We start from the raw sequence: 16,755 nt of genomic DNA, 5'->3' as shown, positions 1-16,755 counted from the left end.
AATCTGCAACTGTGATTAACAGTGATGATGATGATTCTGACCCTACCGAAGGTGCTTTTGATACTTCAACGCCTACCAATGATGAAGTATCTGATAGCAGTCAGACTCCCCCATCACTACAAGCAGACCCATCACTTTTAGAAAGTGATACAACAACAAATGTTCAGCCAGAAGAAGTCACACCTGTGACAGACAGCGCAACAAATTCTTCATTAGAAGCAACGGATGAAACAGCTGAGGAAGATGTTGCAACATTATCAAACGACGTTGATGAAGCAACAGAATCTACGACGGAAGATATTTCCACATCAAACACTTCACCTACTTCAACAGTTGATGTCCCTCAAACAGTCAACGAAGCAGCAACAACTCCAGAACATCGACTCCCTACACCAGAAGATAACCACTTAACAGAACTCAAACCACAATCAGAAGATATTAACAGAAATTCAAATGTCGTGGGTACAGACGTTCCAGCAATTGTAAGAAATTCATGGCCAATTGGTAATATCCCGACAAACGACAATTTTATCGCTCATACATTGAATACGGGTGCTGTATTCCGTTCAGCCAATCAAGCACATTCTATTGGTGACAAAGTTTGGGAAGATACAAACAAAGACGGTATTCAAGATCCGGATGAACCGGGTATTCCAAATGCCACTGTTATCTTATACGAATATTCATACCCAGATGGTGTATCAACTGAACTTCGTCGTACAACGACAGATGAAAACGGTCATTACTCATTCGACAACGTAGAACAAGGTATCTACAGAATCGGATTCGTTACACCTGATCACTATCTGACTTCACCAACGCGTGTAGGTAGTGATAGAAATATTGATTCCGATGCACCTAATGGATTCGTATCAATATATTTTAGAGATTTAACAGATATTGATGCGGGATTTTACAAAGAGCCAACGTACACAGTCGGTGATCTTGTGTGGGACGATGCGAATATCAACGGTATTCAAGATGAAGGCGAAATAGGTATTCCGAATGTCACTGTCGTCCTTCACGAATATGTGGGCTCTGAAACATTTGAAGTTGCACGTACGACAACAGATGAAAACGGGCACTACCATTTCGACAATGTTTTTGATGGACTCTATCATGTAGAATTTGTCACACCTGACGGTTACCTTCCTACGGAAGCGAGAGCTGGCGAAGATGAATCGATTGACTCTGAAACTTTCACTAATACAGTCAGTGTTAGTGGTGACGATGTGACAGTAGATGGTGGGTTCTATCAACCTTTAAGTCAAATCGGTGATAAAGTATGGGATGATACGAATCACGATGGTATTCAAGATGAGAATGAACCTGGTTTGGCGGGTGTCACTGTCATTCTTCATGGTAGTGTTAACGGTGTCACAACTGAAATTGCCCGCACGACAACAGATGAGAATGGTCATTATTTATTTGACCACCTTGATCACGGAAACTACACAGTTGAATTTGTGACACCTGACGGCTATCTCCCTTCTCCTAAAAATGTTGGAGATGATGATAATGTCGACTCTGATGGTAAAAAGGTCTTTGTGACAGTTACTGCTAATCAGCCCGTTGTATCTGTTGATACTGGTTTCCATCTCCCACCGACTTATTCTATTGGTGACAAAGTCTGGGAAGATACAAACAAAGACGGTCTTCAAGATGAAAGTGAAACAGGTATTCCGAATGTCACTGTTATCTTAGCTTCATACAAAGATGGTGAGGCAACAGAACTTCGTCGTACGACGACGGATGAAAACGGTCATTACTCCTTCGATAACGTCGATCCTGGTATCTACCGAATTGAATTCATTACACCTGATGGTTACCTTAGATCACCACAACGTGTTGGCAAGAATAAGCATATTGACTCTGATGCCCCACTCGGTTTTGTTGGCGTAAACTTTACTGACGAATTACATGTCGACGCTGGATTCTACAAAATACCGACATACACTGTTGGTGACTATGTATGGGATGATACCAATATCAACGGTATTCAAGACGAAGGCGAAGCAGGTATTCCGAACGTAACTGTTGTTCTTCACAAATATAAAGGTTCTGACACATTTGAAGTCGCACGTACGACAACAGATGAAAACGGACACTACCATTTCGACAACGTTGTTGATGGACTTTATCATGTTGAGTTTGTCACACCTGATGGTTACCTTCCTACGGAATCGAAAGCTGGCGAAGATGAATCGATTGACTCTGAAATTTTTGATAATACAGTCAGTGTTAGTGGTGACGATGTGACCGTAGATGGTGGGTTCTATCAACCTTTAAGTCAAATCGGTGATAAAGTATGGGATGATACGAATCACGATGGTATTCAAGATGAGAATGAACCTGGTTTGGCGGGTGTCACTGTCATTCTTCATGGTAGTGTTAACGGTATCACAACTGAAATTGCCCGCACGACAACAGATGAGAATGGTCATTATTTATTTGACCACCTTGATCATGGAAACTACACAGTTGAATTTGTGACACCTGACGGCTATCTCCCTTCTCCTAAAAATGTTGGAGATGATGATAATGTCGACTCTGATGGTAAAAAGGTCTTTGTGACAGTTACTGCTAATCAGCCCGTTGTATCTGTTGATACTGGTTTCCATCTCCCACCGACTTATTCTATTGGTGACAAAGTCTGGGAAGATACAAACAAAGACGGTCTTCAAGATGAAGGTGAAACAGGTATTCCGAATGTCACTGTTATCTTAGCTTCATACAAAGATGGTGAGGCAACGGAACTTCGTCGTACGACGACGGATGAAAACGGTCATTACTCCTTCGATAACGTCGATCCTGGTATCTACCGAATTGAATTCATTACACCTGATGGTTACCTTAAATCACCACAACGTGTTGGCAAGAATAAGCATATTGACTCTGATGCCCCACTCGGTTTTGTTGGCGTAAACTTTACTGACGAATTACATGTCGACGCTGGATTCTACAAAATACCGACATACACTGTTGGTGACTATGTATGGGATGATACCAATATCAACGGTATTCAAGACGAAGGCGAAGCAGGTATTCCGAACGTAACTGTTGTTCTTCACAAATATAAAGGTTCTGACACATTTGAAGTCGCACGTACGACAACAGATGAAAACGGACACTACCATTTCGACAACGTTGTTGATGGACTTTATCATGTTGAGTTTGTCACACCTGATGGTTACCTTCCTACGGAATCGAAAGCTGGCGAAGATGAATCGATTGACTCTGAAATTTTTGATAATACAGTCAGTGTTAGTGGTGACGATGTGACCGTAGATGGTGGGTTCTATCAACCTTTAAGTCAAATCGGTGATAAAGTATGGGATGATACGAATCACGATGGTATTCAAGATGAGAATGAACCTGGTTTGGCGGGTGTCACTGTCATTCTTCATGGTAGTGTTAACGGTGTCACAACTGAAATTGCCCGCACGACAACAGATGAGAATGGTCATTATTTGTTTGACCACCTTGATCATGGAAACTACACAGTTGAATTTGTGACACCTGACGGCTATCTCCCTTCTCCTAAAAATGTTGGAGATGATGATAATGTCGACTCTGATGGTAAAAAGGTCTTTGTGACAGTTACTGCTAATCAGCCCGTTGTATCTGTTGATACTGGTTTCCATCTCCCACCGACTTATTCTATTGGTGACAAAGTCTGGGAAGATACAAACAAAGACGGTCTTCAAGATGAAGGTGAAACAGGTATTCCGAATGTCACTGTTATCTTAGCTTCATACAAAGATGGTGAGGCAACAGAACTTCGTCGTACGACGACGGATGAAAACGGTCATTACTCCTTCGATAACGTCGATCCTGGTATCTACCGAATTGAATTCATTACACCTGATGGTTACCTTAGATCACCACAACGTGTTGGCAAGAATAAGCATATTGACTCTGATGCCCCACTCGGTTTTGTTGGCGTAAACTTTACTGACGAATTACATGTCGACGCTGGATTCTACAAAATACCGACATACACTGTTGGTGACTATGTATGGGATGATACCAATATCAACGGTATTCAAGACGAAGGCGAAGCAGGTATTCCGAACGTAACTGTTGTTCTTCACAAATATAAAGGTTCTGACACATTTGAAGTCGCACGTACGACAACAGATGAAAACGGACACTACCATTTCGACAACGTTGTTGATGGACTTTATCATGTTGAGTTTGTCACACCTGATGGTTACCTTCCTACGGAATCGAAAGCTGGCGAAGATGAATCGATTGACTCTGAAATTTTTGATAATACAGTCAGTGTTAGTGGTGACGATGTGACCGTAGATGGTGGGTTCTATCAACCGTTAAGTCGAATCGGTGATAAAGTTTGGGAAGACTTAAATCATGATGGTATTCAAAATGAAGATGAGCCGGGACTTCCAAACGTTACTGTTATCTTATCTAACTTCGTGAATGATGTTAAAACTGAAATCAGTCGTACGACAACGGATGAGAACGGTCACTATTCATTCGAAAACTTGGACAGTGGTCAATACAAACTTGATTTCCTTACACCTGAAGACTATGTGCCTTCTCCAAAAAATATTGGAGATGATGATAGCATTGATTCTAACGGTATCAGTTTTGAGGTTGGTTTAAGACATAATGAGGCTAAGTTAACTTATGATGTTGGATTCTACCAAAAAACGAGAAAAATTGGCGATAAGGTGTGGGAAGATAAAAATAAAAACGGTATTCAGGATGCAGATGAAAAAGGTCTCCCTAACGTCACTGTCATTTTAGAAAATGAAGAAGGAACAGAAATATCACGTACAACTACTGACGAAAATGGCCATTATGTATTTGAAAATCTTGATAAAGGCCCATACGGAATCGAATTCATAGCACCAGAAGGCTATGCCCCTTCTCCATATTTTCAAGGTGATGACCGTGAAGTGGACTCTGATGGTGACAAAGTTCATGTAGTTCTGAACGAAGATGATTTATCAATAGATTCAGGCTTCTATCGTACAAAATTCAAAATAGGAGATTTTGTATGGAGTGATGGTGAACGTCTTGATTACGCAAATGAATACTATGATTTATATTTAGGATATCAACTTGATACTTATTCTAAAGCACCACTGCCAAATGTCACTGTTATCCTAAAAGATGCAGAAAATCATGAAATCACTCGTACAACGACTGATTATGATGGTCATTACGTATTTGATAATTTAGATCCTGGAGACTATATCGTAGAATTTGTTACACCTGATGGCTACACTCCAACGTTAGTACACCATGTCCCTAATTCTGAGAATAGATTGGGGCTTCCACCAAACGAAGATCTTTTAGATCCAACACAGGATTCTGATGGTTTAATCGTTCCTGTTCATCTGACTGATGATGATTTTACAATAGATTCTGGTTTTCTCAAAGATGACTTCTTGATTCAAGGTGAGGTCGTATTAGATGGTAACGATGACGGTTACTCTATTTACGAAGAAAGTTACGACGATTACCATATTGATGACGATGACTATATGGAAGGTGTAACAGTTATTCTAAGAGATGAAAACGGTGTAGAAGTTGCACGTACTGTTACAAATGGTCCGAATATTCGACATAGTACTGGAGATCCTGAAATAGATAACTGGAATAATCGCAGAGGAGAATATGCCTTTGGTCATATAAAACATGGTCATTACACAATTGAAATTGTACCACCAGAAGGTTACCGTGTATCATCATATACTCCAATTAACGTTTATGATTCTTATACAGGTATAGAGGCTGAGACATACCCAATTGTTCAAGATGGTATTTCTATTCCAGTGAACCTAGATCGAAGTAGAATGTTTCATTACACTGTGCTTGCACCCGCTGTTAAGCTTGGTGATAAAGTATTTGAAGATGCGAATAAAGATGGCATTCAAGATGCGGATGAAGCAGGCCTTGCGAATGTTACTGTTATCTTAAAAGATGCTAATGGTACAGAAGTATCTCGTACAACGACTGACTCAAATGGCCAATATCTATTCGATAAACTTGCCAAAGGTCACTACACTGTTGAATTCGTAACACCAGAAGGCTATACCCCTTCCCCATCAAACCAAGGTGATAATGATATCGTTGATTCGGATGGTACAACTGTTGATGTTGATTTACAAGAAGACAACTTGACAATTGATTCTGGATTCTTTAAAACACCTGTAATTAAAAATCTCACAATCGGTGATACTGTATGGAACGATTTCGACAAAGACGGTATCCAAGATCCTGATGAATATGGTATCGGTAGTATTCCTGTTAAATTGATTAATGATCAAGGCGAAGTGATTGCTGAGACAATAACAAATAGCAATGGTAAATATGAATTTAATAATGTGAACCCTGGAGATTACACAATCAAATTTGACTTACCAGCTGATTACAGACCAACAGCGGCAAATCAAGGTGACGATGATAGTGTTGATTCAGACGGTCTCGAAGTTCACGTTACACTTGAAGATGATGACTTAACAATTGACTCAGGATTTTTCGTCATAACAGATGAAGATTCGGATTCCGATGCTGACTCAGATGCGGACTCAGATTCCGACAGTGACTCGGATGCAGATAGCGACTCCGATAGCGACTCTGACTCGGACAGCGATTCGGATTCTGATTCTGATTCCGATAGCGACTCGGATGCAGATAGCGACTCGGATTCTGACAGTGACTCAGACTCGGACAGCGACTCTGACTCGGATAGCGATTCAGATTCTGACAGTGATTCTGATGCCGACAGCGATTCTGACTCGGATTCTGACAGCGACTCGGATTCTGACAGCGACTCGGATTCTGACAGTGACTCGGATTCCGACAGTGATTCAGATTCTGATAGTGATTCGGATTCTGACAGTGATTCGGATTCTGACAGTGATTCGGATTCTGACAGTGATTCGGATTCTGACAGTGACTCAGATTCTGACAGCGATTCTGACTCTGACAGCGATTCCGATAGTGACTCGGATTCTGATAGCGACTCTGACTCGGATTCCGACAGCGATTCCGACTCCGACAGCGATTCCGACTCCGACAGCGATTCTGACTCGGATTCCGATAGCGATTCTGATTCTGACAGCGACTCGGACTCCGACAGTGATTCAGATTCTGATAGTGATTCGGATTCTGATAGTGACTCTGACAGTGATTCTGACTCCGACAGCGATTCCGACTCCGATAGTGACTCGGATTCTGACAGCGACTCGGATTCTGACAGCGACTCAGATTCGGATAGCGATTCTGACTCAGACAGCGATTCGGATTCGGATAGTGACTCAGATTCTGATAGCGACTCGGATTCTGATAGCGACTCGGATTCTGACAGCGATTCCGACTCCGACAGCGACTCGGACTCTGACAGCGATTCTGATTCTGATAGTGATTCGGACTCTGACAGCGATTCGGATAGTGATTCTGATTCAGATAGCGACTCGGATTCTGACAGTGATTCTGATTCCGACAGTGATTCAGATTCCGACAGTGATTCTGACTCCGACAGTGATTCCGATTCTGATAGTGACTCTGACTCAGATAGTGATTCGGACTCTGACAGCGACTCGGATTCTGATAGCGATTCTGATTCCGACAGCGACTCAGATTCGGACAGCGACTCTGACTCCGACAGTGACTCGGATTCTGATAGCGATTCTGATTCCGACAGCGATTCTGATTCCGACAGCGATTCGGACTCGGACAGCGATTCCGATTCTGATAGTGACTCTGACTCCGACAGCGATTCTGATTCCGACAGTGATTCTGACTCCGACAGTGATTCTGACTCCGACAGCGATTCTGATAGTGACTCGGATTCTGACAGCGACTCGGATTCTGACAGCGATTCTGATGCAGACAGTGATTCTGATTCTGATAGCGACTCGGATTCTGACAGCGATTCGGATGCAGATAGCGACTCGGACTCCGATAGCGACTCGGACTCTGATAGTGACTCAGACTCGGATAGCGATTCTGATTCTGACAGTGATTCCGATTCTGATAGTGACTCGGATTCTGACAGCGATTCGGACAGCGACTCTGACTCGGATTCTGACAGTGATTCGGATTCTGACAGTGATTCGGATTCTGATAGTGATTCAGACTCCGATAGCGACTCTGATGCCGACAGCGACTCTGACTCGGATAGTGACTCAGATTCTGATAGCGATTCGGATTCCGACAGTGATTCTGATGCAGATAGTGACTCGGATTCCGACAGCGACTCTGATTCTGACAGCGATTCCGACTCCGACAGTGACTCTGATTCGGATAGTGACTCTGACTCTGACAGTGATTCTGATGCAGATAGCGATTCTGATGCAGATAGCGACTCTGATTCTGATAGCGACTCTGACTCTGACAGCGATTCTGATGCAGATAGCGATTCGGATGCAGATAGCGATTCTGACTCAGATAGCGATTCCGACTCTGACAGTGATTCGGACTCGGACAGTGACTCGGATTCTGATAGTGACTCAGACTCCGACAGTGATTCAGACTCCGATAGCGACTCGGATTCTGACAGCGATTCTGATAGTGACTCAGATTCTGATAGCGACTCAGATTCGGACAGCGATTCGGATTCCGACAGCGATTCGGATTCTGATAGCGATTCTGACTCGGATAGCGATTCGGATGCAGACAGCGATTCTGATTCTGACAGCGACTCTGACTCCGACAGTGATTCCGACTCGGATAGTGACTCAGATTCTGATAGCGACTCAGATTCTGATAGTGACTCGGATTCTGACAGTGATTCTGATTCGGATAGCGACTCAGATTCTGATAGTGACTCGGATTCTGACAGTGATTCTGATTCGGATAGCGACTCGGATTCTGACAGCGATTCCGACTCTGACAGTGATTCTGATAGCGACTCAGATTCGGACAGCGATTCCGACTCCGACAGTGACTCTGACTCTGATAGTGACTCCGATTCTGATAGCGACTCAGATTCTGACAGCGATTCGGATTCCGACAGCGATTCGGATTCTGATAGCGATTCTGACTCGGATAGTGACTCAGACTCTGATAGCGATTCTGATTCGGACAGTGATTCAGATTCTGATAGTGACTCAGATTCGGACAGCGATTCCGATTCTGATAGTGACTCTGATTCAGATAGCGACTCAGACTCTGACAGCGATTCTGACAGCGACTCGGATTCTGACAGTAACTCAGATTCTAACTTCAATTCGAATACAAGTTCGAATGATACGTCATCGAATGACAACCACGATAAGAAGGCTTTACCTGACACAGGTCAAGACGATGCAAACACAGCTGCAATCGGTACATTGTTTGGTGGATTAGGTTCGTTACTTCTATTTGGTCGTAAAAAGAGACGTGAAGAAGATTAAATTTAAGCATTAAAAAAGAGGGGTACGCCCCTCTTTTTTCTTCCTTATAAATCAATAAAAGCTGCAATTCATTACAAAAATGTAATCAATTGCAGCTTTATATTTTGTATTACATCATCATATATGGACCAATATCAATGCGTAATGCAAGTTTTTCTTGCTCATAGCGTTCATGGTAGTAGTCGTCTAAATAACGTAAGGCATCAATCAACCCGGGTTCATGCTTGTATTTCAATAATATTTGAAATCGGTATTCATTGTTAATCCGAGATAAGGCGGCAGGTGCTGGGCCGAGAATAAATGCCTTTTCTGTCACATGTTGTAGCAATGTTTGATGGACATGTGTTGCCGCTTGTAATGCAACCTTCATCTTTTCATGTGTCACCGTAAAGTTAATTAAAAAGAAATAAGGTGGATACTTGGCTAGCTGTCGAAATTGCATTTCTTTTTCATAAAATGCTAGATAATTATTAGCTTGTACATCTTGAACAGCATAGTGATCTGGGTTATACGTTTGTATGATAACTTCTCCTGTTTTTTCATGGCGTCCAGCACGCCCCGCAACTTGGGTCAACAGTTGGTATGTTCTTTCACTTGATCTAAAGTCAGGTAAGTTCAACATCGTATCTGCATTCAATACGCCAACTAGTGTAATATTAGGAAAATCTAACCCTTTCGCAATCATCTGAGTCCCTAACAAAATATCACCTTTTCCGTCACCAAATGCCTTTAATAGCTTTTCATGACTCCCCTTTTTGCTTGTCGTGTCCACATCCATTCGAATAATTCTTGCAGATGGAAAGCGCTCTTGAATCAACTCTTCAACACGTTGTGTCCCCGTACCCATCTGTTGAATGTGTTCACTGCCACAACTCGGACATTGAAATGGTGCTGGCTCGTGATATCCACAGTAATGACACTTTAACTCATGTGTCGTTTTGTGATACGTCATCGAAATATCACAATTCGGACACTGTGGCACATGCCCACAATCTCGACATAACATAAAGGAAGCGTAACCACGACGGTTCAGAAATAGTACAACTTGTTCTTGTTTTTGTAAACGATCTTCAATTGCTACTGCCAAGTCTTCAGAGAATATTGAGCGATTGCCATTAGCAAGTTCATCTCTCATATCACGAATTTTAACTTCCGGGAGCTGCTGATTGTTAACACGTGTCGGCATGGATAACAATGTATAAACCTTTCGAGTTGCTCGTGCATAACTCTCTAAGCTCGGCGTTGCACTTCCTAATACAAGCGGGCAATGATGATAACGACTCCGCCATTCTGCAATTTCTCTCGCATGATAGCGTGGATAATCTTCCTGCTTATATGTCGCTTCATGTTCTTCATCAATAATGATGACACCGAGATTTTTAAATGGGGCGAAAACGCTCGAACGCGCACCAACACTCACGCGCGCACGTCCGTCACGAATTTTTTGCCATTCATCGTATCGTTCGCCGTGTGACAAGCCCGAGTGAAGGACTGCCACTTCGTCACCAAAGCGGCTTTTGAATCGCTGTACCATTTGTGGTGTCAAGGCAATCTCAGGGACAAGCATCATCGCTTCTTGTTGACGTTCAAGTACTTGATCAATTATTTGTAAATAAACTTCTGTCTTACCTGAACCTGTCACACCATGTAATAAAAATGTTTCTGCTTGATGTGATGCTGCGGCTCGGTTAATTTGATCAAACGCCTCTTGTTGTTCTTCTGTAAGTTGACGCTTGTGCTCTTGCTCAAATACACGTCCTTCATAAGGGTCACGCTCAACGACAACGTCATATTTTTCGATGATGCCGTTTCGCTCTAACGTATTGATGGCAGATGTCGAAAAGTTCATATCTTTTAATTCTCGCAGCAATACAGAACGGTGTTGTTCATCCAATAAAAAAGCTAACAGTTCATATTGCTTTTGCTTTTTTTCTAAGTCCATCAAAATACTATCACCCATATCAGGATGGATGACACGCACAGCCCGTTGCTTCTTTTTCGTCGTATGTTGTGACAGCAACGTTACTTCTTCTACGATACCTTGTTTCATCAATGTCAACAATGTTGCAACGTCTTCTTGATTTTGCGCAGCTTTATAAGGATACAACCCATCTTGATTAAAGCGTAATCGCAAATACTCAGGAAGCTGTTCCGGATGTTTGGCAGAAAAAGCTTTCGTATATTTTGCTTTTATCGCACTCGGTAACATCACTTCTAATATCGATATCCGCTTCGATACAAAATAATGACTATACCATTCACTTAACTTCACCAGTTCTTCCGTTAATTCTGGTTGAATATCTTTCACTTCAAAAATAGGTTTTAAACGATGTATCTCAATATCTGATTGTTCATCGGATACAATTTGCATCACGTAACCTTGAATTTTACGTGGACCGAACGGAACGAGTACACGAACGCCCGGTTGAACGACATCTTTTAAGTCATCTGGAATAAGATAATCAAACGTTCGATCAACACTTTTGGCAGCAACGTCTACGATGACTTGTGCAATCATTCATGCCATCTACTTTCCAGTGCATTTAAAATTTTGTATGCCAGTTCTGTTTTCGGCCCTTTTTCAATTGGTTGCACATCGCCACCTTTGAAATACATCGTCACTTCATTTTGATCAGAATTAAACCCTATTGTACGATCCCCTACATTATTCGCTATGATGACATCTGCATTTTTACGTGCTAGTTTTTCTTGCGCATAATGTTCGACATCACGTGTTTCAGCTGCGAATCCAATTAACTTTTGATGCGTCTTATGTTCACCTAAATATTTTAAAATATCTTTCGTACGTTTGAATTCAACTGTCAAGTTACCTTCTTTCTTTTTCACCTTATGTTCCAACTTCGTAACAGGTGTATAGTCAGAAACTGCGGCAGTTTTGAACACGAAATCTTGTTCATCATATCGAGAAACTACCGCTTCAAACATGTCTTCCGCACTGTTTATCGAAACAAATGTCACACCTTCTGGAACATCTAAATGCGTCGGCCCTGACACTAATGTAACGTTCGCACCTTGATTGACGAGGGCTGTTGCCAGTGCATAGCCCATCTTGCCTGATGCACGGTTTGACACGTAGCGCACTGGATCGATTTCTTCAATCGTTGTACCAGCAGTAATTAAAACCTTTTTACCTGTAAAATACGTTTGTACAGTTGTCGCTTGATTCTCCGTTTGAAGTTGTTTGAGTGAAGCAATGATATCTAATGGTTCAGCCATACGACCTTTTGCGACATAACCACACGCTAAGAATCCTTCACCAGGTTCAAGGAATTGATAGCCGTCCTTTTTTAAAATTGCCATATTTTCTTGAATGCGTGGATTTTCATACATGTGTACGTTCATTGCAGGCGCAATCAATTTCGGCGCTGTCGTCGCTAACAATGTCGTTGTGACCATATCATCCGCAATCCCATGACTCAACTTTGAAATTGTATTCGCAGTAGCTGGCGCAATAATGACTGCATCTGCCCAATCACCTAAAGTAATATGTTGAATTTCAGCTGGATTCTGCTCAATAAATGTATCGGTATAAACCGCATTTCTACTAATCGCCTGAAACGATAGCGGTGTGACAAATTGTTGTGCATGTGTAGTCAACATGACACGCACATCGTAACCTGCTTGTGTGAGCTTACTCGTCAAATCAATTGCTTTATACGCCGCGATGCCACCTGTCACCGCTAATAGTATGTTCTTCATAGTTTCACTCCTGATTTTTATACTCTTATGTGCATTATAATATATTTGTGTTCATTTTTGCTGAATGAATATATTAAAAAAGACTCAGTCTCACACGGAGCCAAGTCTTCATTCATTATGTCTTAATAGTCTTTTAGGTCAACATTCGGCTTAACTTTGCTTGAAGCCATCTCTTCCAAGGCACGTCCCACCGTCTTCTTACTCGTGTAATCATCGAGCAATAATCCTTCAGGGTTTTCTTGAATCTCTCTTGCACGTTTTGCTGCAGTAGTTGCAATTAAGTATTTAGAGTTAACTTTATCTTGTAAATGATGTAACGGTGGATATAACATTACTTTTTAGCCTCCAATAACATTTTTCGATATTTTGCTTCGATGCGTTCACGTTTTAGGTGTTCTGCTTCCACAATTGATTGAATACGATCTTTCGCTAAGTCTACTTCATCGTTCACAACGACGTAGTCATATAAGTTCATCATTTCAACTTCTTTACGTGCTTCATCCACACGACGTTGAATCTTTTCAGATGACTCAGTGCCACGACCAATCAATCGCTCTTTAAGATGGTCAAGACTAGGTGGTGCTAAAAAGATAAACAATGCATCAGGGAACTTCTTACGCACCTGTTTCGCACCCTCTACTTCAATCTCAAGAAAGACATCATGTCCTTCATTCATTGTATCCTTCACATATTGAACAGGTGTCCCATAGTAGTTTCCTACATATTCTGCGTATTCAATAAATGCATCTTGTTCAATTAATTGCTCAAACTCATTACGTGATTTGAAGAAATAATCCACGCCATCTTGCTCGCCTTCTCGCATATCACGTGTCGTCATTGAGATTGAATATTTATAAGATGTATGTGGATCATCAAAAATACGTTTTCTCACAGTTCCCTTACCTACACCAGACGGGCCTGAAAGAACGATAAGTAAGCCTTTTTCAGTATCCATGCCTAACGACCTTTCTACGATATTCTTCTAGTTATTTACATATCTTAACATAAGTTGATTTCCCTTGTATAGGGCGAGTATTACAACACTTCATATTTTACACTAACTAAAAATAATTAGAAACACATTATATTGAAAAGCGCACGACTTAAAATAAAATTTAAACAAAATGGTTACAACTTAGTTTGTACATATCGAAATACACTTACGAATTGTCATGCACACGTTCCATTCAATACATATGTTATAATAATATGACGAAATAATAGAAAGGTGGCAATATTTTATGGCTTTTGACGGCCTCTTTACGAGAAAAATGGTCGCTGATTTACAGAGCTTAGTAAGTGGGCGTATCCATAAAATTAATCAACCTGAAAATGATACAATACTGATGATTGTACGACAAAATCGTAAAAATCATCAACTGCTGTTATCCATACACCCTAACTTTGCACGTATCCATCTCACAACTAAAAAGTATGATAATCCTTTTGAGCCACCTATGTTTGCACGCGTGTTCCGTAAACATCTTGAAGGCGGGATTATTCGTGCGATACGACAGATCGACAACGACCGTCGCGTCGAAATTGATGTTGAGAGTAAAGATGAGATTGGTGACACAATTCATAGAACCGTTATTTTAGAAATTATGGGAAAACATAGCAATCTCATACTCGTTAATGAAGCATATAAAATCATTGAAGGTTTTAAGCATTTGACACCGAATACGAATCAATATCGAACGGTGATGCCAGGATTTCAATATGAAGCTCCCCCTGCGCAAAACAAGCACAATCCGTTTGAATATCGTGGACAAGATATTTTACAATTTATTGACTTTAACGCAGGTCGCATTGATCGCCAATTGTTACAATCCTTTGAAGGCTTTTCACCGTTAATTACGAAAGAAATTGTTTCACGACGTCATTTTATGACTGCGCATACGTTGCCTGAAGCTTTTGATGAAGTCATGGCAGAAATCGATATGCCAGATACACCTGTATTTCATAAAAATCATGACACAGGCAAAGAAGATTTTTATTTTATGGCATTGTCGCAATTCGATGATGATGTCGTACATTACGAATCACTTCATGAGTTGCTTGATCGTTTTTACGATGCACGTGGAGAACGTGCACGTGTGAAGCAACGTGCAAATGACTTAGTAAAACTTGTACAGCAGTTATTACAAAAATATCAAAATAAATATAGTAAGTTATTAGAAGAACAACAAGGAACACAAGAAAAAGAGTTACAACAACTATATGGTGAGCTGATTACTGCGAATATTTATCAGTTAAAACAAGGAGATAAAACATTAGATGCGTTGAATTATTACACAGGAGAGCAAGTGACAATTCCGTTGAACCCGACGAAATCTCCCGCTGAAAATGCACAGTACTACTACAAGCAGTACAATCGTATGAAGACACGTGAACGTGAGCTGACACATCAACTCTTATTAACAGAAGAAAACATTCAATACTTTGAAAATATTGAGCAACAATTGGCACATATTACGGTAGATGATATCGATGACATCCGAGAAGAATTGGCTGAGCAAGGATTTATTCGCCAACGTAAGCAGCATAAAAAGAAAAAAACAAGTGCGATTAAGTTGCAGACGTATCAATCAACAGATGGCGATACGATTCTCGTGGGTAAAAATAACAAACAAAATGATTATTTAACGAATAAACGTGCTCAGAAATCACATTTTTGGTTCCATACGAAAGATTTCCCTGGCAGTCATGTCGTCATATTAAACGACGCCCCTTCCGATCAAACGATAGATGAAGCAGCGATGATTGCAGCGTATTTCTCTAAGGCGGGACAGTCAGGCCAAATCCCGGTTGACTTTACACAGATTAAACATGTGCATAAGCCGAGTGGTGCAAAGCCTGGTTTTGTCACATACGACCACCAACAAACACGCTATGCCACTCCGGATTATGACAAGATTCAAGCTTTAAAGCATACAGAATCTAACTAATAGTTATCTCAAATACCAACGTAAAAAGAGCCATCCTATACCGAGAATTGCTAACATTGCAAGAATCGGAATGACTAAGTGCATACTAATCATAAACTATAACCTCCACATATGATTTATTCTTATTGTAACTGGTTATATTGAGAAGTGAAAGAATTTCAAATTACATGATAAAGGAGTTAAGACGATGCAAATCCCAAAAATTACGACCTTTTTAATGTTTAATGGTAATGCAGAAGCAGCCATCAAAAAGTACACATCCCTTTTTGAAGACAGTGAGATAGTGACGATGGTCAAATATGATGAGTCTGTCCCTGAACAAGCAGGCAAAGTACAACACGCCATCTTTACGCTAAACAATCAAGTGTTCATGGCAATTGACAATATCAATGGTACACCAATTGAAATGACACCAGCAACATCATTATATGTAACAGTCAAAGATGTCTTTGAAATGGAGCGTCTATTTAACGGTTTAAAAGATGGTGGTGCCATCCTAATGCCGAAAACATCTATGCCACCCCAATACCGTGAATTCGCATGGGTCCAAGACAAATTCGGCGTGAACTTCCAACTTGCCTTACCTGAAAAGCAAAAGTAACTCAAAAAAATGGGACAGAAATCTTTTTCGCTATAAAAGATTTCGTTGTCCCACCCCAGCAAAGGTGATTATAATTGAAAAGAATTTTTTAAACTCATTTTCAATTCAGTCACCT

General features: G+C 41.0%; 6 protein-coding genes and 3 pseudogenes. 5 read left to right on the top strand and 4 right to left on the bottom strand.

The genetic code is table 11. The annotated features are described in order from the left end of the window. Positions 1–11 precede the first annotated feature (11 nt). The 3 pseudogenes from C7J88_RS10710 to C7J88_RS10700 all read left to right on the top strand — a co-directional run. A pseudogene (locus C7J88_RS10710) lies at positions 12–5,264 on the top strand (SdrD B-like domain-containing protein); the annotation flags it as partial. Positions 5,265–5,849: 585 nt separating this feature from the next. Beyond that, positions 5,850–6,761: pseudogene (locus C7J88_RS10705) on the top strand (SdrD B-like domain-containing protein); the annotation flags it as partial. A gap of 2,490 nt (positions 6,762–9,251) precedes the next feature. Further along, positions 9,252–9,371 (top strand): annotated as a pseudogene (locus tag C7J88_RS10700) (LPXTG cell wall anchor domain-containing protein); the annotation flags it as partial. A gap of 109 nt (positions 9,372–9,480) precedes the next feature. Here C7J88_RS10700 and priA read toward each other — a convergent pair. From priA to gmk, 4 genes are all read right to left on the bottom strand, one after another. Next, positions 9,481–11,889: a primosomal protein N' gene (gene priA / locus C7J88_RS00845; RefSeq protein ID WP_095116281.1), complete on the bottom strand. Its 2,409-nt coding sequence runs from the start codon at positions 11,887–11,889 to the stop codon at positions 9,481–9,483. After that, entirely contained in the window at positions 11,886–13,091 is a 1,206-nt protein-coding gene (gene coaBC / locus C7J88_RS00840; protein WP_095116279.1) for a bifunctional phosphopantothenoylcysteine decarboxylase/phosphopantothenate--cysteine ligase CoaBC, read from the bottom strand. The genes priA and coaBC overlap by 4 nt, the downstream gene beginning before the upstream one ends. 122 nt (positions 13,092–13,213) lie before the next feature. Beyond that, positions 13,214–13,423, bottom strand: a complete 210-nt coding sequence (gene rpoZ, locus C7J88_RS00835) for a DNA-directed RNA polymerase subunit omega (protein WP_095116277.1) — start codon at positions 13,421–13,423, stop codon at positions 13,214–13,216. Beyond that, complete coding sequence (gmk, locus tag C7J88_RS00830) at positions 13,423–14,046, bottom strand: guanylate kinase (protein ID WP_095116276.1); 624 nt, start codon at positions 14,044–14,046, stop codon at positions 13,423–13,425. Before gmk ends, rpoZ begins: the two co-directional genes overlap by 1 nt. A gap of 286 nt (positions 14,047–14,332) precedes the next feature. Here gmk and C7J88_RS00825 point away from each other — a divergent pair, with 286 nt between their 5' ends. Together C7J88_RS00825 and C7J88_RS00820 are read left to right on the top strand one after the other, a co-directional pair. Next, positions 14,333–16,039, top strand: coding sequence for an Rqc2 family fibronectin-binding protein (locus tag C7J88_RS00825; RefSeq protein ID WP_095116275.1), 1,707 nt, complete (start codon positions 14,333–14,335; stop codon positions 16,037–16,039). A 187-nt stretch (positions 16,040–16,226) separates the two neighbouring features. Continuing rightward, on the top strand, positions 16,227–16,640 hold the full coding sequence (locus C7J88_RS00820) for a VOC family protein (protein WP_095116273.1): 414 nt from the start codon (positions 16,227–16,229) through the stop codon (positions 16,638–16,640). The last annotated feature ends 115 nt before the right edge of the window (positions 16,641–16,755 follow it).

It is taken from the genome of Staphylococcus muscae (genome assembly GCF_003019275.1).
GTDB lineage: Bacteria > Bacillota > Bacilli > Staphylococcales > Staphylococcaceae > Staphylococcus > Staphylococcus muscae.
This window is presented reverse-complemented; position numbering and strand designations above follow the sequence as displayed.